Origin of the sequence: Achromobacter marplatensis, from assembly GCF_002209535.1 — a bacterium.
GTDB classification, from domain to species: domain Bacteria; phylum Pseudomonadota; class Gammaproteobacteria; order Burkholderiales; family Burkholderiaceae_B; genus Achromobacter; species Achromobacter marplatensis.
In genome coordinates this window covers 151,726-177,236 of record NZ_NJIG01000004.1, presented here as the reverse complement: position 1 = coordinate 177,236, position 25,511 = coordinate 151,726, and the positions used below count along the sequence as shown (strand labels likewise).

Annotated in this window: 24 protein-coding genes and 1 riboswitch; of the genes, 10 read left to right on the top strand and 14 right to left on the bottom strand. The window is 66.5% G+C overall.

Features of this window, described 5'->3' with window-relative positions:
* Positions 1-104 precede the first annotated feature (104 nt).
* Entirely contained in the window at positions 105-1,292 is a 1,188-nt protein-coding gene (locus tag CEY09_RS11040; RefSeq protein ID WP_088588895.1) for a class I SAM-dependent methyltransferase, read from the top strand.
* A 21-nt stretch (positions 1,293-1,313) separates the two neighbouring features.
* On the opposite strand, the gene CEY09_RS11035 is transcribed toward CEY09_RS11040, so the two are convergent.
* Positions 1,314-2,417, bottom strand: coding sequence for a tRNA nucleotidyltransferase/poly(A) polymerase-related protein (locus tag CEY09_RS11035; RefSeq protein WP_088588659.1), 1,104 nt, complete (start codon positions 2,415-2,417; stop codon positions 1,314-1,316).
* A complete protein-coding gene (locus tag CEY09_RS11030; protein WP_088588658.1) occupies positions 2,414-4,543 on the bottom strand; it encodes a lytic transglycosylase domain-containing protein in 2,130 nt (709 codons plus the stop codon). Before CEY09_RS11030 ends, CEY09_RS11035 begins: the two co-directional genes overlap by 4 nt.
* 126 nt (positions 4,544-4,669) lie before the next feature.
* On the opposite strand from CEY09_RS11030, the gene CEY09_RS11025 reads away from it, so the two are divergent.
* The 7 genes from CEY09_RS11025 to CEY09_RS10995 all read left to right on the top strand — a co-directional run bounded on the left by CEY09_RS11025 (position 4,670) and on the right by CEY09_RS10995 (position 11,994).
* Positions 4,670-5,344, top strand: coding sequence for a 5-formyltetrahydrofolate cyclo-ligase (locus CEY09_RS11025; protein WP_035213137.1), 675 nt, complete (start codon positions 4,670-4,672; stop codon positions 5,342-5,344).
* Between the two features lie 244 nt (positions 5,345-5,588).
* Complete coding sequence (locus CEY09_RS11020) at positions 5,589-7,019, top strand: circularly permuted type 2 ATP-grasp protein (RefSeq protein ID WP_088588657.1); 1,431 nt, start codon at positions 5,589-5,591, stop codon at positions 7,017-7,019.
* A 2-nt stretch (positions 7,020-7,021) separates the two neighbouring features.
* Entirely contained in the window at positions 7,022-8,020 is a 999-nt protein-coding gene (locus CEY09_RS11015) for an alpha-E domain-containing protein (RefSeq protein WP_088588656.1), read from the top strand.
* 13 nt (positions 8,021-8,033) lie between these two features.
* Positions 8,034-8,837 (top strand): transglutaminase family protein, encoded by an 804-nt coding sequence (locus CEY09_RS11010; RefSeq protein WP_088588655.1) that lies wholly within the window; start codon positions 8,034-8,036, stop codon positions 8,835-8,837.
* A 54-nt stretch (positions 8,838-8,891) separates the two neighbouring features.
* Entirely contained in the window at positions 8,892-9,755 is an 864-nt protein-coding gene (locus tag CEY09_RS11005; RefSeq protein ID WP_088588894.1) for a proteasome-type protease, read from the top strand.
* Positions 9,756-10,104: 349 nt separating this feature from the next.
* Positions 10,105-10,869: a DUF3800 domain-containing protein gene (locus CEY09_RS11000; RefSeq protein ID WP_088588654.1), complete on the top strand. Its 765-nt coding sequence runs from the start codon at positions 10,105-10,107 to the stop codon at positions 10,867-10,869.
* 126 nt (positions 10,870-10,995) lie between these two features.
* Positions 10,996-11,994: a tripartite tricarboxylate transporter substrate-binding protein gene (locus CEY09_RS10995; RefSeq protein WP_088588653.1), complete on the top strand. Its 999-nt coding sequence runs from the start codon at positions 10,996-10,998 to the stop codon at positions 11,992-11,994.
* Positions 11,995-12,076: 82 nt separating this feature from the next.
* Here the strand turns inward: CEY09_RS10995 and metF are convergent, their stop codons facing one another.
* The 9 genes from metF to CEY09_RS10950 form a co-directional block, all read right to left on the bottom strand.
* Positions 12,077-12,919, bottom strand: coding sequence for a methylenetetrahydrofolate reductase [NAD(P)H] (gene metF, locus CEY09_RS10990; protein WP_088588652.1), 843 nt, complete (start codon positions 12,917-12,919; stop codon positions 12,077-12,079).
* Positions 12,919-13,254 (bottom strand): phage holin family protein, encoded by a 336-nt coding sequence (locus tag CEY09_RS10985; RefSeq protein ID WP_006224804.1) that lies wholly within the window; start codon positions 13,252-13,254, stop codon positions 12,919-12,921. Before CEY09_RS10985 ends, metF begins: the two co-directional genes overlap by 1 nt.
* Positions 13,255-13,377: 123 nt before the next feature.
* Complete coding sequence (ahcY, locus tag CEY09_RS10980) at positions 13,378-14,796, bottom strand: adenosylhomocysteinase (protein ID WP_088588651.1); 1,419 nt, start codon at positions 14,794-14,796, stop codon at positions 13,378-13,380.
* 102 nt (positions 14,797-14,898) lie between these two features.
* Positions 14,899-15,048: riboswitch (S-adenosyl-L-homocysteine riboswitch) on the bottom strand.
* Between the two features lie 64 nt (positions 15,049-15,112).
* Positions 15,113-16,153, bottom strand: coding sequence for a glycosyltransferase family 4 protein (locus CEY09_RS10975; RefSeq protein WP_088588650.1), 1,041 nt, complete (start codon positions 16,151-16,153; stop codon positions 15,113-15,115).
* A gap of 89 nt (positions 16,154-16,242) precedes the next feature.
* A complete protein-coding gene (locus tag CEY09_RS10970) occupies positions 16,243-16,479 on the bottom strand; it encodes a DUF1289 domain-containing protein (RefSeq protein ID WP_006224807.1) in 237 nt (78 codons plus the stop codon).
* Between the two features lie 79 nt (positions 16,480-16,558).
* Positions 16,559-17,446, bottom strand: coding sequence for an alpha/beta fold hydrolase (locus tag CEY09_RS10965; protein ID WP_088588649.1), 888 nt, complete (start codon positions 17,444-17,446; stop codon positions 16,559-16,561).
* 21 nt (positions 17,447-17,467) lie between these two features.
* Positions 17,468-18,124 (bottom strand): 3-isopropylmalate dehydratase small subunit, encoded by a 657-nt coding sequence (gene leuD, locus CEY09_RS10960; RefSeq protein WP_088588648.1) that lies wholly within the window; start codon positions 18,122-18,124, stop codon positions 17,468-17,470.
* A complete protein-coding gene (gene leuC / locus CEY09_RS10955) occupies positions 18,121-19,542 on the bottom strand; it encodes a 3-isopropylmalate dehydratase large subunit (RefSeq protein ID WP_088588647.1) in 1,422 nt (473 codons plus the stop codon). The genes leuD and leuC overlap by 4 nt, the downstream gene beginning before the upstream one ends.
* Positions 19,543-19,596: 54 nt before the next feature.
* The gene (locus CEY09_RS10950; protein ID WP_088588646.1) at positions 19,597-20,580 is read right to left on the bottom strand and encodes a tripartite tricarboxylate transporter substrate binding protein; all 984 of its coding nucleotides are present in this window, start codon (positions 20,578-20,580) and stop codon (positions 19,597-19,599) included.
* A gap of 138 nt (positions 20,581-20,718) precedes the next feature.
* Between CEY09_RS10950 and CEY09_RS10945 the strand changes: the two genes are divergently transcribed.
* Positions 20,719-21,642 (top strand): LysR family transcriptional regulator, encoded by a 924-nt coding sequence (locus CEY09_RS10945; protein ID WP_088588645.1) that lies wholly within the window; start codon positions 20,719-20,721, stop codon positions 21,640-21,642.
* Between the two features lie 12 nt (positions 21,643-21,654).
* Here the strand turns inward: CEY09_RS10945 and CEY09_RS10940 are convergent, their stop codons facing one another.
* The 3 genes from CEY09_RS10940 to CEY09_RS10930 are packed head-to-tail and all read right to left on the bottom strand — an operon-like array spanning position 21,655 to position 24,077.
* The gene (locus tag CEY09_RS10940) at positions 21,655-22,296 is read right to left on the bottom strand and encodes a flavin reductase family protein (protein ID WP_050446162.1); all 642 of its coding nucleotides are present in this window, start codon (positions 22,294-22,296) and stop codon (positions 21,655-21,657) included.
* Between the two features lies 1 nt (position 22,297).
* Positions 22,298-23,074, bottom strand: a complete 777-nt coding sequence (locus CEY09_RS10935; protein ID WP_088588644.1) for a GntR family transcriptional regulator — start codon at positions 23,072-23,074, stop codon at positions 22,298-22,300.
* Positions 23,075-23,123: 49 nt separating this feature from the next.
* On the bottom strand, positions 23,124-24,077 hold the full coding sequence (locus CEY09_RS10930; RefSeq protein ID WP_175216747.1) for a polysaccharide deacetylase family protein: 954 nt from the start codon (positions 24,075-24,077) through the stop codon (positions 23,124-23,126).
* A gap of 229 nt (positions 24,078-24,306) precedes the next feature.
* On the opposite strand from CEY09_RS10930, the gene CEY09_RS10925 reads away from it, so the two are divergent.
* The gene (locus CEY09_RS10925; RefSeq protein WP_088588643.1) at positions 24,307-25,497 is read left to right on the top strand and encodes an ABC transporter substrate-binding protein; all 1,191 of its coding nucleotides are present in this window, start codon (positions 24,307-24,309) and stop codon (positions 25,495-25,497) included.
* Positions 25,498-25,511: the final 14 nt, after the last annotated feature.

Sequence of the window (25,511 nt, the reverse complement as noted above, 5' to 3'; positions counted from 1 at the left end):
ACCCCGCGCCCGTCGCGGGGTTTGTCTTTTGAGGCCGGCAAACGCGCGCAGCAGGGCCGTTCTTTTTTTGGGAAAATGCCGCAATGACCACGCCTTCTTCGACCATGCAACGCCCCGCTCCCGCCAATCTTCCCCCGCTGTCCGCCGCCGCCCAGGAACATAGCGACGCCGCTGCCGCGCACCTGCGCGCCGCGATCACGGCCAACGGCGGCTGGCTGCCGTTCGACCACTGGATGGCGGAAGCGCTGTATGCGCCCGGCCTGGGCTATTACGCCGCCGGCAACGTGAAGCTGGCCGACGGCGACGACGACGCCAAGACGCCCGCGGGCGACTTCGTCACCGCGCCGCAACTGACGCCATTGTTCGCCCGCACGATGGCCCGGCAGGCGGCCCAGGTGCTGCGTCAGACGCAGACGCAGGCCGTGCTGGAATTCGGCGCGGGCACCGGGGCGCTGGCCGAAGGCGTGCTGCGCGAGCTGGATGCGATGGGGCTGGACCAGACCCGGTACCTGATCCTGGAAGTGTCCGCAGACCTGCGCGCCCGCCAGGCGGCGCGCCTGGCGCCGTTCGGCGATCGCGTGCAATGGCTCGATGCGCTGCCCAATGCGTTCGCGGGCTGCGTGCTGGCCAACGAAGTGCTGGATGCGATGCCCGTATCGCTGTTCACCTGGGACGCCGCCGGCGCCGTGCAGGAACGCGGCGTGGCGCTGGATGCCGGCGGGGGCTTCATCTGGGAAGACCGCCCCGCCCCGGTCGCGCTGGCCTCGGCCGTTGCCGCACGCATGCCGGCGCTGCCGGGCTACGTGTCCGAAATCAATCTGCAAGGCGAGGCCTGGATCGCCGCGATGGGCAGCTGGCTGGAACGCGGCGCGGCGCTGCTGGTGGACTACGGTTTCCCCCGCAGCGAGTACTACCATCCGCAGCGCGCGGGCGGCACGCTCATGTGCCATTTGCGCCACCATGCGCATGGCGACCCTTTCACCGCGCCGGGTTTGCAGGACATCACCGCGCACGTGGATTTCACCGCCATGGCGGACGCGGCGATGGAATCCGGCTTGCAAGTGCTGGGCTACACATCGCAGGCCCGCTTCCTGATGAACGCCGGCCTGATGGACTTGCTGGCCCAGCTGGACCCGTCAGACGCGCAGCAATACGCGCAAGCCGTGGCGCCGGTTCAGAAGCTGCTGTCGGAAGCCGAGATGGGCGAACTCTTCAAGGTGCTGGCCGTGGGCCGAGGCGTGACCGAGTCGCTGGCCGGGTTCGCGCGCGGCGACCGGCTGGGCAAGCTGTAGCGGCGGGAGGGCCGGGCGGCCTCAGTCCGCCTGCAGCTGTTCCAAACGCTCAAGGCGCGCCTGGCGCACGCTGTCCTTGATGCGGGCCGGGTCGCCCGCACAGGCGCGGGCAATCGCCCCCGCGTCCACGCCGCGCACGGCGCCCGCACGCGACTGCCACGCCGCCATGTCCACGGGTTGCAAGACCGAAGCCGTCTTCAAGAGATCGAAGAAACGTTCGGGCTTGCGCAGCGCGTCGGCGCGCTCCATCAGCGCCAGGTGCGCATCCGCGCCGCCCCCTTCGGCGGCGTCCAGGCCTGCCAGCACCTCGGGCAGCAAGCGGGCGTAATCATTGCATTCGGTGGGCACCCGCATGCGCCGGCCCAGCGCCTCGCGGTCGGGTGTCAGCCGGCACAGCAAGGCATAGCGCCCCGCCAGTGATAACGCCTGCGCCGCTGCGCGGTCCACGTCGGCGCCCACTTCCTTCACGCCTTGCAGTTCGGGCATCACGCGGGCCAGCGCCCCGGACTCCTGCAGCACGCCCAGCATGCGCGACGGTTTCTTCGCCATCAGGCCGCGCGACAATTCCTTCCAGACGCGCTCGGCCACCAGGGCGTCAGCCTCGCCGGCGTCGACCATGCGCCGACACAAGGCCAGCGTTTCGGGGGCCACGGCGAAGTCGGGAAAGCGCGCCGCGAAGCGGCCCAGCCGCAAGATGCGCACCGGGTCTTCTTCGAATGCTTCGCCCACGTGGCGAAAGACGCGCGCGCGCACGTCGGCCTCGCCGCCCAGGGGATCGACCCGTTCGCCGTCCAGCGTCTGGGCGATGGCGTTGACGGTCAGGTCGCGGCGGCGCAGGTCTTCTTCCAGCGTCACGTCGGCGCCGGTGTAGAACGTAAACCCCTTGTAGCCGCGGCCGGACTTGCGTTCGGTGCGCGCCAGCGCGTATTCCTCTTTGGTGCGCGGGTGCAGGAACACCGGAAAATCGCCGCCGACCGGGATGAATCCACGGCGGACCATGTCTTCGGGCGTGGCGCCCACCACGACCCAGTCGTGGTCGCCCGGCGGCAGGCCGAGCAGCGCGTCGCGCACCGCACCGCCCACGATATAGACCTGCAAGCCGTCGATGGCCGGATCCCGCGTCATGGAATCGACGTGCTCTCGGCGCCGATCGGCACGATATTGCCCAGCCGTTCCTTCAGGGACTGCGACTGCCCGCTGAACATCGCCGCGTAATAGACCGCGTTGGACATCACGTTCTTCACGTAGGTACGCGTCTCATTGAACGGGATGGTCTCGGCGAAGATGGCGCCTTCGACCGGATGCGTGAACGTCGAGCGCCAGTTGTGCGGCCGCCGCGGACCGGCGTTGTAGCCGGCGCTAGCCAGCATCTGCGACCCGTTCAGGTCGCGCAGCACCATGTTCAGGTAATTGGTGCCCAGCACGGTGTTGGTGTCGAAGTCGTTGACGCTGGCCGGAGTGAAATCGGTCATGCCGATCTTGCCCGCGACCCATTTGGCGGTGGCCGGCATCAGCTGCATCAGGCCCGAGGCGCCCACATGCGAGCGCGCGTCCATGATGAAACGCGATTCCTGGCGGATCAGGCCGTAGACCCAGGCAGGATCCAGCGCGATGGCGTTGGCCTTGGCGGTGACGCGGCCCTCGAACGGCGCGATGAAGCGCTGGCTGAAGTCGAATTCCTTTTCCGTGCGGTCGGACGTGTTGACGACGCGGTCGTAGATGTTTTCAGCGCGGGCGAGTTCGGCGGCCGCGATCAACTGGCGGTCGCTCATGCCGCGCAACGTGAAGTTCCATTCGGGCACGGCTTCGCCGCGCCAGCCCAGGCGGAACAGCTGGACGGCACGCTGCAGGCCGGGATTGGCGCGGGCCTCGGCGATTTCGCGGTCGCTGACGGGTGCGGGGCGCGGCGGCACATTGATGCGGCGGCCCAGTTCCTCGGCGGACAACTGGCCGTAGAAATCGAAGCGGTCGGCAATGCTGGCGTACAGGGCGTTGGCCTGGTCCTTGCGGCCGGTCGCGGCCAGGCCGCGCGCCTTCCAGTACACCCAGGAGGGGTCATCGCGCTGCGACGCGGGCATCTCGTCGATGGACTCGATGACCCACTTCCAGTCGATCTTCGGTTGGCGCAGCGCGGCGCGCACCTTCCAGCCGGCGTTGTAGTCCGTCATGCGGATGTGGCCGGCTTCGTGATACCAGTCGTCGGCGCGGCTATCCAGCCTCAGGGCGGCCATCAGCGCGTACTGCCCGCGCACCCAGGCCAGGTTCGGCTTGGACATGGACTTGGCCCATTCGCGGCGCAGATAGGAATCGGCCACGCTGACGTCCGAACGCGCCAGGCGTGCCAGCGCGATGGTCACCAGCTCTTTTTCGTTGCGGCCTACCGGCATGCGGTCTTGCCGGGTCAGCCACTTCATCGGATCCTTCATCAGAAGGTCGTAGGTCTTGATGTCGCGCGCCTCGAACATGTATTGCACGAGCTTGCGCGCGTCGGCCGTCTTGTCGGCCTCGATGGCGTCGCGCAGCTGCGGCTCCAGCTGTTCCCAGCCCAGGATGCTGTCGGCCACCAACTGGTCATACAGCGCCCAGCAGGCGCCACCCGGCGCGAACACCGCCGTGGCTTGCGCCGCCGTGGCGCGCTGGCCGGTCATGTGCTTGGCGTCCAGGATGGCGCATTCAATCTGGGCGTTGCTGTTCTTCACGGGCGCCAGTTTGCGCACGGTTTCGAAATCCCCGCTGCGGGCCGCCGCCAACAGCCAATCGCCGCGCAGGCGGTCGGCCAGGTAGGCGTCGCCGTTGCTGCTGATGAAGCGCTGCAGGTCGGCCGTGGGCCGGCCCGTGGCGGGCGGGGTCCAGAGCTGATAGCGCAGCAACCAGTATTCGGGGTACATGCCCAGCGTGTCGGGTTTGGCCTGCGGCACCAGCGCCCCCAGCACGGACCACTGCTTGCGGTTCATCGCTTCGCGCGCGGCCACCACGGCAGCCAGGGCAGGCGTGTCGGCGGTGGGCGGCAGGCCGGCCAGCACGGCGGGCGGCACCGAGATGATGGGTTGCGTCGCCTGGACGGCGGGTTGCGGCTGGGGATTGACGGCGGCGCTGCGCTGTTGCGCGTCAACCGGCGCACAGGCGGCGGTGAACAGGGCCAGCAGCGGCAGCCAGCGGCGCAGCCCCGCACGGGGGTCCGAAGCGACGGCGCCGCCCGGGGATTTCCGGCCGGTTTTCTGATACCGTCGGACTTGCAGAATCTGTGTCATGCCGCGTCCCTCATTTGCCGTCATACACCGGCCCTGCACGCCGGCATGCCGACTGGCGTTTCAGATTCCTGCATGCCCGATTCCAGCATGTTCGCCTTCATTGTCCACCCCCATCACAGCCACTGCATGACTACGCAAAATACTCCAGAGGATACCGCAGTCCAGCACCGCACGCGATTGCGGAAACTGCGTGCCGAAATGCCCGAAGACCAGCGCAGCCGTGGCGGTTTGCTGATGCGAGCGCGTCTGTTCACCTGGCTGAATGTGGCGCGCGACGAAGCGGCCCGAGCCGGCCGTCCGGCGCCTGCCACCGTGGCTGCTTTCTGGCCCATGGCGGACGAGCCCGACCTGCGCCCCCTGCTGTCGCAATGGGTGGAAAACGGCGTCGCGGTGGCGTTGCCCGTGGTGCGCGAACGCAACGCCCCCCTCGCCTTCCTTCCCTGGACCCCTGACGCGGAACTGCGCGCCGGCCCCTACGGCATCCAGGAACCCGTGGCTGGCGCCGAAGTCCTGCCCGACGTGGTCCTGGTGCCGACGCTCGGTTACACGGATCAGGGTGACCGCCTGGGTTACGGCGGCGGCTATTACGACCGCACCCTGGCGGCGCTGCGCGAACGCGGCCACCCGTTCGTCACGATCGGCATCGCCTGGAGCTGCGGCGAACTGGACGCCGACTATGTCCCGGCCGCGCACGACTACCCGCTGGACGCCGTGCTGACGCAGGACGGCTGGGTGCCGCATGCGCCGCTGGAACAAGGCGCCACGAGCGGCACCACGCTACACACGTACCGGATGAACTGACGCACCAGATAGGCCCGGCGGCATGCACCAATACGGTGCATACAGTACCGCTGGTGCTCTACGCGCGGCGGGGGATGGCGTTTCGGCGCCCTTGGGAGGATATTGTGCCCAAGGCCCCGGCTTGCCCGAAAAGCTGGCATGCGGGTTGCTTATTCTTTGGGACTGGCCACGTATCGGCCGGGTAATGACCGTGTGCAAGGCCGCCGCGTGCCGGCTGGCCGCAGCACCCAGCATCGGAGGAGCCATGAAGGACAGATCATCCCGTCCAGCCGCTTTTGACGAAATGCGCGACAGCGCCGGCGGCATACGCTCCCAATACCAGGCCTTCGAGCGCTGGCACCAAGAGCAATCGGCCGAAGCCATGGCCGTGCGACGGCTCGAAGCCGACCTGAGTTTCCGCCGCGTCGGCATCACCTTTTCGGTCGCCGGCGACGCCGCCGGCACCGAACGCCTGATTCCCTTCGACCTGATCCCCCGGGTCATCCCCGCCGACGAATGGCGTCATCTGGAAGCCGGCTTGAAGCAGCGCGTGCGCGCGCTGAACATGTTCATCCATGACATCTACCATGGGCACGACATCGTGCGCGCCGGCATCGTGCCGGCCGAACAGGTGTTCCTGAACGCCCAGTACCGCCCGGAAATGCAGGACGTGGACGTGGCGGAAGACATCTACTGCCACATCGCCGGCGTGGACATCGTGCGCGCGGGCGCGGGCGAGTTCTACGTGCTGGAAGACAATCTGCGGGTACCCTCCGGCGTGTCCTACATGCTTGAGAACCGCAAGATGTCGATGCGCTTGATGCCGGACGCGTTCAGCCGCATCAAGGTCGAACCGGTGGCGCACTATCCCGACCTGCTGCTGGACAACCTGCGCGAGGTCGCGCCGCACGGCGGCGACGACCCCACCGTGGTGGTGCTGACACCCGGCATGTACAACTCGGCCTACTTCGAGCATGCCTTCCTGGCCCAGCAGATGGGCGTGGAACTGGTCGAAGGCCAGGATCTCTTCGTCGAGCAGAACACCGTCTACATGCGCACCACGCAAGGCCCGCGCAAAGTGGACGTGATCTACCGCCGGCTGGACGACGACTTCCTCGACCCCCTGTCGTTCCGTGCGGATTCGGCGCTTGGCGTGCCGGGTCTCTTGTCGGTGTACCGCGCCGGTCGCGTGACGCTTGCCAACGCCATCGGCACCGGCATCGCGGACGACAAGTCCACCTACCTTTACGTGCCGGACATGATCCGGTTCTATCTCAGCGAAGAGCCCATCCTGTCGAACGTGCCGACCTGGCGTTGCGGGCGGCCGGACGAACTGTCCCACGTGCTGACCAACATGCACGACCTGGTGGTCAAGGAAGTGCACGGCGCGGGCGGCTACGGCATGCTGGTCGGCCCCTCCTCCACACGCGCCGAAGTCGATGCGTTCAAGGACCGCGTGCGCGCCAACCCCGCCAACTACATCGCGCAGCCGACGCTGGCGCTGTCCACCATCCCCACCTATGTGGAATCGGGCGTTGCGCCGCGGCACGTGGACCTGCGTCCCTACGTGCTGTGCGGCAAGGACATCCGCACCGTGCCCGGCGGCCTGTGCCGCGTGGCGCTGACCGAGGGCTCGCTAGTGGTCAACAGCAGCCAGGGCGGCGGCACCAAAGACACCTGGGTTCTGGAGGACTGAACATGCTGAGCCGAACCGCCGACAACCTGTTCTGGATGTGCCGCTACACCGAACGCGCCGAGAACACCGCGCGCATGCTGGACGTGAACCTGCAGATGTCGCTGCTGCCGCAAGACACGCAGACGCGCGAGGGCTCGTGGCTGGGCGTGCTGCGCATCTCTGAACTGCAGGGCCTATACCAAAGCAAGTACGCGGCCATCTCGCCGCACGACGTGCTGCAGTACATGGTGCGCGACCCCGAAAACCCCTCGTCCATCTATTCGTGCATGCGTGCCGCCCGCGAGAATGCGCGCGCGGTGCGCGGCAGCCTGACGACCGAAGTCTGGGAGACCTACAACACCACCTGGCTTGAACTGCTCAAGCACCTGCACACCGGCCTGCTGGAGCGCAACCCGGGCGAATTCTTCGAATGGGTGAAGTTCCGTTCGCACCTGGCGCGCGGCGTCACTATCGGCACGATGCTGGAGGACGAAGCGCTGTACTTCCTGCGCATCGGCATGCACCTGGAACGCGCCGACAACACCGCCCGCATGCTGGACGTGAAGTTCCATGAACGCGGCGGCAACGGGTCGCAGAGCGCGTCGCAGAGCGGCACGCAAGAGGCGCGCCCCGAACCAAGCGGCACCGCCGCGCTGCAAAGCGAGTTCTACCGCTGGTCCGCCCTGCTGAGTTCGGTGTCCGGGCTGGAGATCTACCGCAAGGTGTACCGCGACGTGATCACGCCGGACCGCGTGGCCGAACTGCTGATCCTGCACGGCGACATGCCGCGTTCGCTGCTGGCGTCGATGCGGGCGGTGGCCGACGATCTGGCGCGCGTCTCCAACCAGCGCTCGACCGAAACGCAACGCCGCGCCGGCATGCTGTGCGCCGAACTGCAATACGGCCGCGTCGAGGACATCCTCGACAGCGGGCTGCACCAGTATCTGGACCACTTCCTGGACCGCATCAACGACCTGGGCAACCGGATCAGCCAGGACTTCCTGGTCCCGCTGTCGGCATAACACGGAGACAGCAATGAAACAGTTCATCACCCACGTCACCCATTACCGCTACACCGCGCCGGTCACCTACAGCATCCAGACGCTGCGGCTGACGCCGCGCGACGACGAGCACCAGCGCGTGCTGCGCTGGCACATCGAAGCGCCCGGCGCGCTGGAAAAGCAGGTGGACGCCTACGGCAACATCACGCACACGCTGACGCTGAACCACCCGCATACCGACATCGAGCTGCGCGTGGTCGGGCAGGTACAGGTCGCGCCGCTTGCGCGCGGCTTGCTAGGCGGCGAGGACAGCCGCCTGCCCGTGCATGCCTATTGCGTGCAGACGCCACTGACGCAGGCCGACGACACGATCATGGCCTTCGTACGCGAGGTCTTGCCCGGCGGGCTGACGACGCCAGACGACATCCTGGCGCTCGCCAACGCCATCAGTGACCGCGTGGCCTACGAACCGGGCACGACCGATGTGACCACGGCGGCGAGCCAGGTGCTGACCATGGGCCATGGCGTCTGCCAGGACCATGCCCACCTGTTCCTGGCCTGCGTGCGCGGCCTGGGCGTGCCCGCCCGCTACGTCAGCGGCTACGTGCACACCACGACCGAACACTCGGCAAGCCACGCCTGGGCCGATGTCTGGCTGGCCGACATCGGCTGGACCAGCGTCGACATCACCAACCGCCAGTTTGCCTCGGACAGCCATTGCCGGCTGGCCGTGGCGCGCGACTATGACTCGGCCTCGCCGGTGCGCGGCGTGCGCAGCGGCGGCGGCGAGGAATCCATGGAGATCAGCGTGCAGGTCCAGACCTCCGGGCAGCAATAACCGCCGCACCCGCGCCGCAATACAATGCGGCGTGGTTTTTTCAAATTTTCGATCATGACTTACTGCGTAGCAGCCCGCCTCGACGCCGGCTTGGTTTTCCTGTCTGATTCCCGCACCAACGCGGGCGTCGACCAGATCAGCGTCTTTCGCAAGATGACCGTCTTCGAGCGCCCGGGCGAGCGCGTCATGGTCCTGATGACCTCGGGCAACCTGGCGGTCAGCCAGGCCGTGCTGCATGTGCTGACCCGCCAGCACGACGAAGGCGGCGACACCATCTGGAACGCGGCCGACCTGTTCGAGGCCACCCGCTGCGTCGGCGCCGCCGTGCGCGAGGTCTATCAACGCGAAGCCCCCGCCCTGCACGAGCAAGGCGTGGACTTCAACGTCAGCATGATTTTCGGGGGACAGATTGGCGCCGAGCGCTGCCGGCTGTTCCAGGTGTATTCGGCCGGCAACTTCATCGAAGCCGGCCAGGAATGCCCGTACTTCCAGATCGGCGAAGCCAAGTACGGCAAGCCCATCCTGGACCGCGTGCTCCGTCCCGACACTTCGCTGGACGAGGCCGCCAAGTGCGCGCTGATCTCAATGGACTCCACGCTGCGCTCGAACATTTCGGTGGGCCTGCCGCTGGACCTGTTGGTCTACGACACGAACGCGCTGCGCGTCACGCACTTCGCCAGCATCGACGAGCACAACGAGTACTTCCGCATGATCCGCGGCACCTGGGGCGAACGCCTGCGCCAGGTCTTCGCCGAAATCCCGGACCCGCTGTGGACCAACCCGGATGACCCCGGTTCGCTCGTGCCGCCCAGCCGCGTCCACCAGCCGCTGCGCATCGAACCCGTGAACGCCCCGCAGCCCAGCTACCCGACCCCGCAGGTGCTGGCTGAGGATCCGGGCAAGGATCAGGCGAATTAAGGCCGGACCGACGTCGACCGCTTTCGGCTACTGCCGGATACGCTGGGTTCGGATTCGGTCTGATAACGACGATGTTGACTGCTGCATGGGCAATTCTGCGACCTTACCGCTTGCACCTAAGCCCCGGATTCACCTAAAGTCTTCTCAACGCATATGCTCGTCATGTGCCCACCTTCCGAGGCCCGCGCAAGCAATTGTCGCGGGCTTTCGTGTCTTTGCTCGACAGAATGCGCCCGCATGGGAAGAGCAATGGTGACATTTCCGCGCGCTGGCGCAAACCTCCCGATTTTCCACGTCCTACACTGCGTCCAATCGCATGCGCCAAGCATGCCGCGCAGAGGATTTCGCCATGCATTATGTCGTGTATCTGGACGAATTCGGTCATATCGGCCCCTTCGTCTCCCGTGACCACGAACGACACAGAACCAGCCCCGTTTTTGGATTTGGGGGACTGCTTTTACCCGTTGCTGCAGTACGTGACTTTGCCATCTACTTCTACAAGCTGAAATGCCGACTTTTGAAGTTTGAGCTTGAGCGACAGGATCAACCTGCGTATCGATGGGAGAAAAAGGGAGCACAACTCTACACCGTCAAGAATGTGGAGAAGTATCGAGAGCTGAGGACTGGCACCGCACGTTTGCTCAATCAGCTAAGGCAGTTCGGTGGCCATGTGATCTATGGCGGCGAGCACAAAACGACCGACACCGCAGCCCACGAGCCCGCAAAGGTCTTCATGCATCATCTGCTGCAACTCGTCCGTCAGGCAGACCAGTTTTGTGCTGCGCGAGACGCCACGTTCATGGTGTTGCTCGATGAACAGCAAGCCGGCAGCGTCTGGCGAGAAACGAATGTGGAGGCCTGCACGCTCGCAATGTTCGCCGCCGAAACAGACCGGTGCAGAGCACTGGTCGAACCGCCGCTTCAAGGTGAAAGCCACCTATTCCAGACACTTCAATGCGCAGACTGGATATGTGGCCTTATCGGCAGGCTATGCGCCTATCAAGTGGAATCGAGCCAATATGACGATTGGGAAATTTTCCATCATTATTTCCATGATCGCATGAAGGCCGCTGCATTGCCGTATAGCGGGCTGGATGCGCGGGGTATCGCGTAAACCCGCCTTTCCCGCTGCCGAAGCCCGGCTTGTGAAACGGCAAATTCTCATCCTTGGCATGACACGCCACACTGGCTGTGGTCCGCGATGCGTTCGCGGGTCCGAGAAAACCACAAGGAGCGAGACATGCCCCCAATTTTCGCGCGCGCGGCGACGCGTGCCGCCTGGCCCATGCTGGCCCTGTCCTGCCTTGCCTGGGGTTCCGCCAGCGCGCAAGGCGCGTATCCGAACCATCCCATTTCGCTTGTCGTGCCGTTCGCGGCGGGCGGCCCGACGGACGTGGTCGCGCGCAGCCTGGGCGCCTCCATGGCCAAGACGCTGGGCCAAAGCATCATCATTGAAAACCGGACGGGCGCGGGCGGCACGTTGGCATCCCAGCACGTCGCGCGCGCGGCGCCTGACGGTTATACCTTCCTGATCCACCACAACGGCATGGCCACGGCGCCGGCGCTGTACCGCAAGCTGTCGTTCAATCCGCTGACGGACTTTGCGTATGTCGGCCAGGTGGCGGACGTGCCCATGACGCTGCTGGGCCGCAAGGACCTGCCCGCCGACGGCATGGCGGGCTTCATCAAGTACGCCAAAGAGAACGGCAATAAGGTCAACCTGGCCAACGCCGGACTGGGCGCCGTGTCGCAGCTGTGCGGCATGTTGCTGCAAGAGTCGCTAGGGGTGCAGTTCACGACCGTGCCCTACGCCGGTACGGCCCCGGCGATGACCGCCCTGCTGGGCGGCCAGGTCGACGTGCTGTGCGACCAGACCACGCAGACCATCCCGCAGATCAAGGCGGAACGCGTGAAGCTGTATGGCGTCACGACGCTGGATCGCATCAAGGCGCTGCCGGATTCGCCGACCCTGCAGGAAGGCGGCTTGAAGGGCTTCGAGGTCAAGGTGTGGCATGGCGTCTATGCGCCCAAGGGTACGCCGCCCGAGGCCATCGCGAAGTTCAACACGGCACTGCGCACGGCGCTCAAGGATCCGGCCTTCTCGCAGAAGATGGCCGAGCTGGGCGCCGAGATCGTGCCCGAATCCAAGCAGACGCCGGAAGGCCTGCAGACCTGGCTGCAGTCCGAAGTCGACAAATGGGGCGGCATCATCAGGAAGGTGGGCGTGTACGCGGATTGAACCTGGGCCCCCGCCCGCTTCAAGCATGAAAAAAAGGCCGGCATTTCTGCCGGCCTTTCCCATCGCGTACGCGACGCAACGACTACAGCGACAGCTCCTTCCACACCGCCAGCGGAGCTTCCGCGTGGTTCAAGGTGTAGAAGTGCAGGCCCGGCGCACCGTTGTCCAGCAGGGTCTGGCACAGCTCGGTGACGACGTCCACGCCGAAGGCGCGGATGGAAGCCTTGTCGTCGCCGAACTCTGCCAGGCGCAGCCGGATCCAGCGCGGCACTTCCGCGCCGCACATTTCGGAAAAGCGCAGCAGCTGCGTGTGGTTCGTGATGGGCATGATGCCCGGCACGATCGGTACTCGCACGCCCTTGGCCTGGGCCCGGTCGACGAAGTCGAAGTAGGCATCGGCGTTGAAGAAGTACTGCGTGATGGCCGCGTCGGCGCCGGCCTTCACCTTGGCCACGAAATGGTCCAGGTCGGCCGACGGATTGGACGCCTGCGGATGCATTTCGGGATAGGCCGCCACTTCGATGTGGAACCAGTCGCCGGTCTCTTCACGGATGAACGAGACCAGTTCGTTGGCGTAGCGCAATTCGCCCGCATCGCCGCCCATGCCCGAAGGCAGGTCGCCGCGCAGGGCGACCACGCGCCGCACGCCTTCATGCTTGTAGGCCTGGAGGATGTCCCGCAGATCCTGGCGCGTGGCGCCCACGCACGACAAGTGAGGCGCGGCATCGCAACCCAGGTTGCGCAGCGTGCGCACGGCGTCTGCCGTGCCGGCGCGTGTGGAACCGCCCGCGCCGAAGGTCACGCTGACGTACTTGGGCTGGATCGCCAGCATCTGCTTGGCCGCGCGGACCAGCCGTTCCTGACCGGCCAGATCGCGCGGGGGAAAGAATTCCAGACTGAAGGCGGGAGAAGTCGAGTCGGACATTAGGGGATCAGTTTGGTAAGCAGACCAGAGATGATGCTGTACAGAATCGCACCGCCCACGGCCCACCAGAACCCGTTGACCTGGAAGCCCTTCAGCACGGAGCCGACGAACCAGAACAACAAGGCGTTGATGACGATGAGAAAGAGCCCGAGGGTGACGATCGTGATGGGCAGCGTCAGCAGCACAAGCACCGGTTTGACCAGCATGTTCACCAGGCCCAGCACCAGCGCGGCGATCAGCGCAGATCCGAAGCTGGCCACGGCGATGCCGGGCAACAGGTAGGCAACGGCCAGCAAGGCCACTGCATTCAGGATCCAGACGAGTATCAAAGTCACCATGTTCGTTCTCCTGTATTAACGCTCCGCGGCCCCTTGATCGCCAGGCGAGCCCGGGGGAGCTCCGCGGTTCGGAAAGCCCGCGCCAACATGGCGCGGCACCTTCCTATTTTGCTACATGCATCAATAGCGGTAGTGGTTAGGCTTGAAGGGGCCTTCCACCGGCACGTTGATGTAGTCGGCCTGATCCTGGCGCAGCGTCGTCAGCTTCACACCCAGCTTTTTCAGGTGCAGGCGGGCGACCTTCTCGTCCAGGTGCTTGGGCAGCACGTAGACTTCGCCGGACTTGTACGCTTCGTTGCGCGTGAACAGCTCGATCTGGGCGATGGTCTGATTGGCGAACGACGACGACATCACGAACGAGGGGTGGCCGGTGGCGCAACCCAGGTTCACCAGGCGGCCTTGGGCCAGCAGGATGATGCGCTTGCCGTCCGGGAAGATCACGTGGTCGACTTGCGGCTTGATCTCTTCCCACTGGCAGTCGGCCAGGCCGGCGACGTCGATTTCGTTGTCGAAGTGGCCGATGTTGCAGACGATCGCCTGGTCCTTCATGGCGTTCATGTGCTCACGCGTGATGACGTGGTAGTTGCCGGTGGCGGTAACGAAGATGTCGCCGTGGGCGGCAGCATCTTCCATCGTCACGACCTTGAAGCCTTCCATCGCGGCCTGCAGGGCGCAGATCGGGTCGACTTCGGTGACCCAGACTTGCGCGCGCAGCGCGACCAGCGCCTGGGCGCAGCCCTTGCCCACGTCGCCGTAGCCGGCCACGACGGCGATCTTGCCGGCGACCATGACGTCGGTGGCGCGCTTGATGCCGTCCACCAGCGATTCGCGGCAGCCGTACAGGTTGTCGAACTTGGACTTGGTGACCGAGTCGTTGACGTTGATGGCGGCAAAGGCCAGCTCGCCCTTTTGCGACATCTGGTACAGGCGGTGCACGCCGGTCGTGGTTTCTTCCGTCACGCCTTTGATCAGCGCGAGGCGGGTCGAATACCACTTGGGATCACGCTTGAGCGTTTCCTTGATGGCGGCGAACAGGATGCGCTCTTCGTCGCTGCCCGGGTTGGCCAGCACCGAGAGATCCTTCTCGGCCTTGGTGCCCAAGTGCAGCATCAACGTGGCGTCGCCGCCGTCGTCGAGGATCATGTTGGCGTTCTGGCCGTTGGGCCATTCGAAGATCTTGTGGGTGTACTGCCAGTACTCTTCCAGCGTTTCGCCCTTTACGGCGAAGACCGGCGTGCCGGACGCGGCGATCGCGGCGGCGGCGTGGTCTTGCGTGGAGAAGATGTTGCACGAGGCCCAGCGCACTTCGGCACCCAGGGCAACCAGCGTTTCGATCAGCACGCCGGTCTGGATGGTCATGTGCAGGCTGCCGGCGATACGCGCGCCCTTGAGCGGCTGCGCAGCGGCGAATTCCTCGCGGATGGCCATCAGGCCGGGCATTTCGGTTTCGGCGATGGCCAGTTCGCGACGGCCCCAGCCTGCCAGCGACAGGTCGGCAACCAGGTAATCGGAGAAGGATTTATCAGTCACAGCGTTCATGGTGTGTGTAGGCTCCACGTGAATATCGAACGGCGCACGATATGGCCGGACAACGCGAATACACCACGACAGTCGAGTGCTCGCCTTTCCCGCCATATGCGACAAAGGTGAGCGCCGTTGCTGTAGCGACGCGCAGGGCGCGGCGCTTGAACAAGGATTCCTGAGCCTGGCGAGCCGGGTTCCGCGTGGCGTGGCTGTTTTGGATCACAGCACGGCGGGAACCGCAGGGTCGTCGCAACGCTCCTCAGGATTGCGAAGGATTGTACCGGTTTGGGGTGCGGTGCGGAAACCCGTCCCCCAAAAATTTCCCCAACCCTCACCCGGCGCGAGCCAGCGACGGCCGCGACGGCGCGCCCGCCACGAGCGGCACCAGGGAATCCAGCAGGTCCGACGCCACCGAATCCCAGCTGCGGGTCAACGCGTGCGCCCGCACCGCGTGGCGGTCCAGCGGCAGTGCGGCGCGGCAGGCGTGGGCCAGGTCATCGTCCAGGCAACCGGTGACGCCCTGGATCACGACCGCCAGCGGCGCCTCGCTGCGGAACGCCGCCACGGGGGTGCCGCAGGCCATCGCCTCCAGCATCACGAGGCCGAACGTGTCGGTCAGGCTGGGGAACACGAAGACGTCGGCGGCAGCGTAGAACCCTGGCAGCGCATCGTCCTGCTGCATGCCCAGGAACACCGCGCCGGGGAATTTCTTTTTCAGCCGCGCCTCGTCCGGGCCTGCGCCCACCACCACCTTGCTGCCCGCAAGCTCAAGCGAGAGGAAGGCATCCAGGTTCTTTTCCCGCGCGACGCGGCCCACGCTCAGGTAGACCGGCCGCGGCAGGTGCGCGAACGCTGCGCTGTCGGCCGGCTGGAATTTGCGCGGGTCTACGCCGCGCGACCAGACCCGCAGGTTCGCCAGCCCGCGCTGCACCAGGATGTCGCGCACCGTGGGGGTCGGTACCAGCACGCATTGCGAGGGCCGGTGGAACCACCGCAGATAGCGCCACGGCAAAGCCGCGGGGATGCCCATGCGCGCTTGCAGGTAATCGGGGAACATCGTATGGAACGAGGTGGTGAATTGCCAGCCCCGGGCCAGCGCCATCCGGCGCGCGGCCAGGCCCAGCGGGCCTTCGGTGGCAATGTGCAGCGCGTCGGGAATGGTGTCGCCCAGGATGCGCCGCAACTGGCGCCCCGGCTGCAGGCATAGCCGCAGGTCCGGCTCGGACGGGGCCGGAACGGTCCGGCTGCCCTGCGGGTTCACCACGATCAGCTCGTGGCCCCATTCACTCAGGATCTGCTGCATGGTCGTCCAGGTGCGGACGACGCCGTTGACTTGCGGATGCCAGGCATCCGTAACCAGGACGATGCGCATGATAGGGCCGGAAGTGGGCGATAACGCGATTTAGCCCGCGTGATATGACATGCCCAAGACGGCCGGAAAATCCAGGCCGCCGCCCGCGCTCAGTTGTTGCGCCGGGGATACCCTTGCGCCTTGATGCGGATCCAGACTTCGCGCTTTTCCTCTTCCGTCATGAACACCCAATTGGCGACTTCCATGGCCGTACGGCCGCAACCGCGGCAGATATCGTCGAACAGGGTCGAGCACACGGCCACGCAGGGGGAGTCGGTCGCCTTGAAGACGCGTTGGGCGTCTTCAGGCTCGGGCAATTCGGAAAGATCGGCGAAGTAACGATTCATGGGGCGAAGGTTAACACCAGGGGTGTGTCCCCTTTTGGATAGCCCTATCGCCCGCCGTGGCTTGATTGACAGCCGCCCGCTACCGCCATCCGAAGAACGCGCCGGCCTCGGCCAGCAGCGCGTCGGGGGTCTCTTCGGCCAGGTAGTGCGCCCCGGGCAACGGCGCGCCCGAGACTTCGTCGGCCACGGCGCGCCACAGCGCCAGCACGTCGAAATTCTTGCCCACCGCGCCGCGCTCGCCCCACAGCGCCCGCACCGGCATGCGCAGGCGCTCGCCAGCGGCGCGGCCCGCGCGATCGTGATCCAGGTCCAGCGTGGCCGAGGCGCGGTAGTCCTCGCAGATGCCGGTGGCCCAGCCCGGCTGCCGGGCCGCGCGTTCATATTCCGCCATGGCTTCGTCGGAAAAATGCACCAGCCCGCCCGGCCGGCCGCCCATCACCGAGCGCAGGTAGAACACGGGGTCGTGCTCGATCATGGTTTCGGGGCCGGGCGCGGGCTGGATCAGCCAGAACCAGTGGTAGTACGCCTGGGCGAACGCCCGCGTCGTGCCCTCGTACATGTCCAGCGTGGGCGCGATGTCCAGCAGCATCATGCGGGACACGGCGTCGGCATGGTCCAGCGCCAGCCGGTGCGCCACGCGGGCGCCACGGTCGTGCGCCAGCACCTCGAAACGCTCATGGCCCAGCGCGCGCATCACCGCGATCATGTCGGCCGCCATCTGGCGCTTGGAATGGGCGGAGTGGGCCGCCGTGGCTGCGGGCTTGCCGCTATCGCCGTAGCCGCGCAGGTCCGCGGCCACGCACGTGCGGTGCCGCGTCAGTTCGGGCCATACGCGGTGCCAGATGGCATGCGTCTGCGGATGGCCGTGCAGCAACAGCAGCGGCGGCCCCGACCCGTCGATGCGCGCGGCGATTTCAATGCCATCGCCCTGGATGCGGCGCACGGGCAAGTCGAAGAATGCGGTCATGGGTACTGCCTCCTGTTGCGTTTACTCGTGCCCGGCGTCCAGGCGGTCGCGCACCGTGCGCGCCACGTCCTTCATCCAGGGATGGCGCGCCCAGTGGGCGGCTTCAAAGCGTTCCACCTCGGGCAACTGGGCCAGCGACGCACCCACCATGTCCTGGCCTTGCGCGAACATGCGGCGATGCCGTTCGGGCAAGGTGAAGTTCGCCGTCCAGCCGTCGGCGACGCGGACCTGGCCTGCCATCACATCGACAGCCACGCGGTTGCCGCCGGCCAGATCCGTATTGGACACCCGTGCGAGCAAGGCGTCGACCTCGGCCGGCGGCAGGCTGACCAGCAGCAGGCCGTTGTTGACGGCATTGAAGTAGAAGATCTCGCCAAAGCTCGGCGCGATCACGGCGCGGATGCCGAACTGCTGCAGGCCCCACACCGCATGTTCACGGCTGGACCCGCAACCGAAGTTCGGGCCGGCCACCAACACGGACGCGCCCGTGTAGGCCTGCTGGTTCAGCACGAAGCCGGGACGGGGCGCACCATGCTCGTCAAAGCGCAGGTCATACAACAGGCCGCGGTCCAGCCCCGCCTTGTCGATGATGCGAAGGAACTGCTTGGGCATGATCTGGTCGGTATCCAGATTGGAGAACGGCAACGGCGCGGCGATGCCTTCGATCAACGGATTCATTTGGCTTGCTCCCAGTCGCGGGCGTCAACAATACGGCCGGCCAGCGCGGCTGCCGCCGCCATGGCCGGACTCATCAGGTGCGTGCGCCCTGCCCGCCCCTGGCGCCCTTCGAAATTCCGGTTGGTGGTGGAGGCGCAGCGCTCGCCGGGGCGCAGCACGTCGTCGTTCATGGCCAGGCACATCGAACAGCCCGGCTGGCGCCATTCGAAGCCGGCGTCGATCAACTGCGCGGCCAGTCCTTCGGCTTCCGCCTGCGCGCGCACGGCGCCCGAACCCGGCACGACCATCGCGCGCACGCCGGCGGCGACCTTCCGGCCACGCACCATCGCGGCGACCACGCGGAGGTCTTCGATGCGGCCGTTGGTGCACGAGCCGATGAACACGCGGTCGATCGGCACGCCGGCAATCGGCATGCCCGGCGCCAGGCCGATGTAGTCCATGGCCTTTTCCAGCGCCAGCCGGGCCAGCGTGTCGGGCTCGGCCTGCGGATCCGGCACGCGGCCGGTCACCGGCATGGCCTGGTCGGGGCTGGTGCCCCAGGTGACGAACGGCGCGATGTCGGCAGCGTCAAACGCGTGCTCCACGTGGAAGGCGGCGTCGTCGTCGCTGCGCAGCGTGGACCAATAGGTGCGCGCGGCGGCTAGCGTTTCGCCGCGCAGTTGCGGCGCGTGGGCGGTGACGTACGCGTCGGTCACGGCGTCCGGGGCGATCAGCGCGGCGCGCGCGCCGGCCTCTACCGTCATGTTGCACAAAGTCATGCGGGCCTCGGCCGTCAAAGCGTCGATCGCCGTGCCGCAGAACTCCACCGCGTGGCCGCGCGCGCCTTGGGCGCCGATGCGGTGGACCACGTAAATGACCAGGTCCTTGGCCGAAACGCCCGCGCCCAGTACACCGTCGACACGGATGCGCATGTTGCGCGCGACGCGGTAGACCAGCGTCTGCGTGGCCAGGATGTGCTCGACTTCCGACGTGCCAATGCCAAAGCCCAAGGCGCCCAAGGCGCCATAGGTGGTGGTGTGGCTGTCGCCGCAGAGCACCACCATGCCGGGCAGGATCATGCCGTGCTCGGGCGCAATCACGTGTTCGATGCCCTGCAGCGGGTCGGTGGTGTCGAAGAGCGCGATGTGCTGTTCGTCGCAATTGCGCTTCAGGTTCAGCGCCTGGCGCGACGAGGCGTCGTCGGGGATCACGCGCAACGCCGCCGGCACCGGGTGCGTGGGGATGATGTGGTCCACCACCGCCATCTGCTGGCCGGGACGCAGCACGTCCCGGCCGCGTGCGGCCAGGCCGCTAAAGGCTTGCGGGCTGGTGTATTCGTTCATGATGTGCAGGTCGACGTACAGCAGGATGTGCTCGTCGTCGATGCGGGCCACTTCATGGCTGGCCACCAGTTTGTCGTACAGCGTCATGCCGGGCATGTCTTTCGTCCTTGATTGCGGCGCCCGCGGCGGAGCGCGGGCGCATCTTGCGGTCTAGTTGGCCTGGATGCCGGCGTCCTTCACGATGCCCGCCCAGCGCGTCATCTCGGCGGCCACCATGGCGTCCGTCTTGGCCGGCGTGGAGATCAGGGGATCGAATCCTTCCTTCTGCATGCGTTCTTTCAGCGCGGGTGACTGCAACGCTTCGGCCAGTTTGGCGTTCAGGGTATCGATCACCGGCTGCGGCGTGCCCGCCGGCGCACTGACGACGAACCAGGTGTTGAACTCGTAGCCCGGCAAGCCGGATTCCGCGATAGTGGGCACGTCGGGCAACAGCGGCGAACGCGTGGTGCCGGTCACGCCCAGCGCGCGGAGCTTTTTGCCGTCGACTTGCGGCTTGGCCGCGGACAGCACCGGAAAGCTCATCTGCACCTGGCCGCTGATGGTGTCCACCATGGCCGGTCCGCCGCCCTTGTACGGCACATGCAGGATCTGCGTCTTCGATACGGACTTGAACAGTTCCGCGGCCATGTGGAACGTGCTGCCCGTGCCGGCGGAACCGAAGCTCAGGTCATTGGCCGGCCGCGCGCGCACATAAGCCAGCAGTTCGCTCACGCTGGCGACCGGCAAGGCGTTGGTGACGGTCAGCACGTGCTGGGACGTGCCCACCGTGCCCACGGACCGCAGGTCCTGCTTCGTGTCGAACGGCATGTCCTTGAACAGCGCGGGATTGATGGCCAGCGACATGGTGTTGATCGCCAGCGTGTAGCCGTTGGGCTGGGCGCGCGCCACGGCCGCCATGCCGATGTTGCCGGACGCACCGGCCCGGTTCTCGACGATCACGCTCTGGCCGAGAGCACGGCCCCAGGCGTCCGAGATGAGCCGCGCGGCGATATCCACGCTGCCGCCGGGCGCGAACGGCACGACAAGCGTCACCGCGCGTTCGGGAAACGCATTGGCGGCCACCGCCGGAAAGGTCCAACAGGATGCGGCGGCAAGGGCCGCGCACACGGCGCCGGCCACGGGTTTGATCTTCATTCCTGGTCTCCTCGGTTGGCCGCGTCATTGCGGCTCTATGTCGGTAAGGCCAGTGTATAAGCCGGTTTAATTCTTATAATTACTGATCAAACTAAATCTTTATTAAATTAGATTTATAAATAGCGGCTGGAGGCCCCCATGGACGCCCTTTCCGATCTCGCCTTCTTTTCGCTGGTGGTCAAGCACGGCAACCTGTCGGCCACCGCGCGCGAACTGGGGTTGACCCCGCCCGCCATCAGCGCCCGGCTGGCCCGGCTGGAGCAGCGGCTGGGCGTCCGGCTGCTGAACCGCACCACGCGCCGGGTCAGCGTCACGCAAGAGGGCGAACTGTATCTGGCCGAGGGCGGCCGCATCCTGGCCGACCTCGAGGCGCTGGAACGGTCGGTCTCAAGCGCCCGCGCCCAACCCCAGGGCCTGCTGCGGCTGAACGCCACGTTCGGTTTCGGGCGCGCCCACATCGTGCCGGCCGTGTCGGACTTCGCGCGCCAGTATCCGGACGTGGAGGTGTTGATGCGGCTGACGGACCGGCCGCTGAACCTGATCGAAGAAGGCTTCGACGTGGCGGTGCGTTTCGGCGACCTGCCCGACGCCCGGCTGACCGCACGCAAGATCGCGTCCAATCGGCGGCTGCTCTGCGCCTCCCCCCGTTACCTGGATACTTATGGCGAACCGCGCACGCCGGGCGATCTGCAACGCCATCGCTGCATCGTGGTGCGCGAAAACGACGTGGCCTACGGCACGTGGCGGCTGGAATCCGGCCAGCGCGCTGAAACCGTGAAGGTGCGCGGCCCGGTCAGCTCCAATGACGGCCAGAGCGCGCTGGATTGGGCGCTGGACGGCCACGGCATCGTGATGCGGTCTGAATGGGAGACCGCCGCCTACCTGCGCGCCGGCCGGCTGCGCGAGGTGTTGACGGATTGGCGCACGCCGCCCGCCGACATCCATGCGCTGTACCCCGAACGCCTGAACCTGCCGGCCAAGACCGTTGCGTTCGTGGACTTCCTGTCGCAGCGCTTCGCCCGGCATCTGCGCACGCCGGGCGGGCACGACGCCGTGTGGTGAAGGCCGGCCGGCTCAGATCTCGTCGATGGCCGTGCTGGCCGCCGTGCCCGCCGGCGCATCGCCCGCGCCGATCGCGTAGCGGTCCCGCGTGGTGACGTAGAAGCTGGCGCCGAATCGGCCCACAGGAAAATAGTCCTGCAGGCGCACGCGCCAGGTTTCCGTGTCGATCAGGCCGTCGCGCGCGTGTAGCCAGCGCACCTGCCCGATGAAGATCTGCCGGCTGGCGGTTTCCATCGTTTCGTACAGCGTGCATTCGAAGGCCACGGGCGCCTGCACGATGCGGGGCGGCTTGACGTGGTGGCTGGGCGCGGCGTCCAGCCCAGCGTGGGCCAGCTCGCTGACGTCCGCCGGCAGGCGGTCGCCGCAGCGGTGCATCTTCTCGGCCATCGCCTCGTCGGTCAGGTGCACCACGAATTCCTTGTCACGAGCGATGTTGCGCGCCGTGTCCTTCAAGCCGCCGTCTTCCAGGCGGTTGATGCTGACCATGACGATGGGCGGGTCCTCGCCCAGCATGTTGAACATGCTGAAGGGCGCCGCGTTGACCACGCCGGTCTCGGACAAGGTGGTGATCAGCGCGATCGGCCGGGGCACGATCAGGCTGGCCATCAGCTTGTAGCGCTGGTATTCGGTGATTGCGTCGAAATCGATTTCCATGTCAGGCCAGTCCCAGCATCTGGGCAAGGGTTTGGGCGGGCTGCGGGCGCTCCAGGCTGATGCGCCGCTCCAGGTCCGCCAGGTGGTTGTCATTGATCTTCACGGCCTCGGCCACGTCGCCGCGTTCCATCAGGTCGACGATCAGCACGTGCTCGCCGTGTTCGCAGGCGGCGTTGCCGGGCGGTTCGTACAGCGCCACGATGAGCGAGCACCGCGACACCAGTTCCGCCAGGTACCCGTGCAGGATGGCGTTGCCCGACAGTTCGCCCAGCCGCACGTGAAACGCGCTGGCCTGGCGCGCCCACGCGGGCTGGCCGGCCCGATGCAGCAGGGCGTGTTCGTCGCGCAGCTGCTTGCGCAGCGACGCGTAGTCGGCCTTGGTGGCGCGGGCCACGGCCAAGGGCAGCAGCGCCGCCTCCAGCGCGCGGCGCGCCTGGAAGATCTGGCGCGTGTCTTCGGGTGTGGGTTCGGCGACCACCGCGCCGCGGTTGTGATGCAGGTCCACCACGTGTTCGTGCGCCAGCCGCTGCAAGGCCTTGCGCGCCACCGAGCGCGACACGCCGAACAGCTCGCAGATGGCGGCCTCGGGCAGTTTGGTGCCGGGCGTGAGCCGCTGGCTCATCACGCTTTCGTACACCGCTTCGCAGATGCGGCGCTCCATGTCGCTGTCCGGGACCGCCTCGGTACTGCCGGCGGCATCCGTCGCGGCGGGGTCGACGGCGATCCTGCTGGGGGCGGCGGGCTTGGCGCGGGGTTTGGCTGTTGGACGGGTAGGCATTGCGGGACTCGAATGGGCAGACGAAAGAAGGGATCGGAACGTAGGAGGCTCAGCGCGCGCCGGACGGCAAGCTGTCCACATGGCGGCAGATTTCGCCGGGCGTGGTGAACCAGATCTCGCCCCGGTCGCGGGCCGCGGCCAGCGGCGCCAGCGCCCGGCGCAGGTGCCGCAGCCGGTACGGCTGCCCGACGATATACGGATGCAGCGCGATGCCCATCACCAGCGGCTGGCGTGCGGCCTGCGTACGCATTTCCTCGAACTGGTCAAGAATCATATCGGCAAAGTCGCGTGCATCCATCTTGCGGCCCATGATCATCGGGATGTCGTTGAGCTCCTGCGGATACGGAATCGCCCACAGGTCACCCGCGCGGGTCCGCATGCGCATGGGTTGATCGTCATGGCACCAGTTCAGCGTATAGCGGTAGCCCGCTTCGGCCAGCAGGTCGGGCGTGGCGCGGCTTTCCGAAATCCACGGCGACAGCCAGCCCGCCGGCGCGCGGCCCGCGTGCTGGCGGATGCGGTCGCGGCAATGCGCCAGCAGCGCGCCTTCTTCGGCTTCGGGCAGGCCGCCCTGCCGGTGCGCATTGCTGTAGCCGTGCCCGATCAGTTCATCGCCGCGCGCCAGGAAGGCGTCGATCAGTTCGGGGCAATGCTCATACAGCGCGGTGTTGAGCAGCACGCCAGCGGGCAGGCGCAATTCCTCGAACAGCTCCAGGCAACGCCACGCGCCCACCCGGTTGCCGTATTCGCGCCACGCGTAGTTGAGCACGTCGGGATGCGGCGAGGCCGGCCCCAGTTCCGCGCCCAGCCCTTCCCCGAACGCGAAATGCTCGATGTTGAAGCCCAGGTACACGGCTAGCCGCGCCCCGTTCGGCCACGCGTAGTCCCCTCGCCCGGTGATCGGCTGGTAGGCGAAGCGGCCATGGCAGGCCAGCGGCGCGGGCGTCCACGCGGACGCGTCGCCGCGCCCCGGATTAGTGCTTGAAAGCAAGGTTGGATTCATTTTGGTGCAAATCCTGATGCATGATTGTTAACAAAATCCATGAGCCTTTGGACACAAAATTTGAATCTGATGCGGACAAACCACGCCCAAAGACGCTGCATCCGCCTCGTAGCAGGGTGATCGCCGCCCCCGGCGACCGACTTGGACCAGATGGCATGGATCTTGCATAGGGAAGCAAAGCAGCACTTAACCCCATGCAAGATCCGTTCCACTTTTCCAGGAGTGCCCGATGGTCCCGACCCGCCGTTCCTTTCTGCTTCGCGCCACCGCCGCCGCCCTCTTCACGGCCGGCCTCGCCCTGCAACCGGCGCTTGCCGCCGACCCCATCAAGATCGGCCTGATCACGGCGCTGTCCGGCGAGTCGGCGCGCGCAGGTGAAGCCCTGACGCGCGGCATGACGATCGCCATCGACGAGATCAATGCGAAGGGCGGCCTCCTGGGCGGCCGCCAGATCGTGCTGGTGCGGCGCGACGACGAAGGCAATCCCGCCAAGGGCATGGCGGCCGCGCGCGAACTGATCTTCAAGGAAAAGGTCGCCGTGCTGTTCGGCGGCCTGGACACGCCGGTTTCCATGGCGATCGTGCCCATCGTGAACCAGGAAAAGGTCCCCTTCATGGGGCCGTGGGCCGCCGGCACGGCGATCACGCAGAACAAGGGCAACCCGAACTTCGTGTTCCGCGTGTCGGCCATGGACGAGATCGTGGACAGCGCGATGGTCCAGTACGCGCAAAAGACGTTCCAGAGCGCCAAGCCGGGCATGATCCTGGTGAACAACCCCTGGGGCGAATCCAACGAGAAAGGCTTGAACGCGGCGTTGGCTGCGGCCAAGGTCACGCCCGCCGGCGTCGAAAAATTCCAGCCCAACGATCTGGACGTGGTGCCCCAGTTGAGCCGCCTGAAGGCCGAGGGCGCGGACACACTGTTCCTGGTGGGCAACGTCGGCCCGTCGGCGCAGGTCGTGAAATCGCTGGACCGGATGGGCTGGAAGGTGCCGATCGTGTCGCACTGGGGCCCCGCGGGCGGCCGCTTCACTGAGCTGGCCGGCCCCAATGCCAAGAACGTGCATTTCGTGCAGACCTACAGCTTCTTCGGCAAGCAAGGGCCGGTGGGCGACAAGGTGATGCAGGCGCTGAAGGCCAAGTATTCCGACATCAAGGGCCCGCAGGACATCACGCCTGCCGTGGGTGTGGCCAACGCGTATGACGGCATGCAGCTGGCTGCGCTGGCCATCGCGGCAGCCGGTTCGACCGATGGCGACGCGGTGCGCCAGGGCTTCTACAAGATCGGCAAGTACGACGGCCTGATCAAGACCTATGAACAGCCCTTCACGCCGGCCTCGCACGACGCGCTGCGCGAGAACGACTACGTGTGGACGCAGTTCATCGACAACCGCATCCTGCCCGTCAAGGGCGCCCAGTAAACGGCACGTTCACG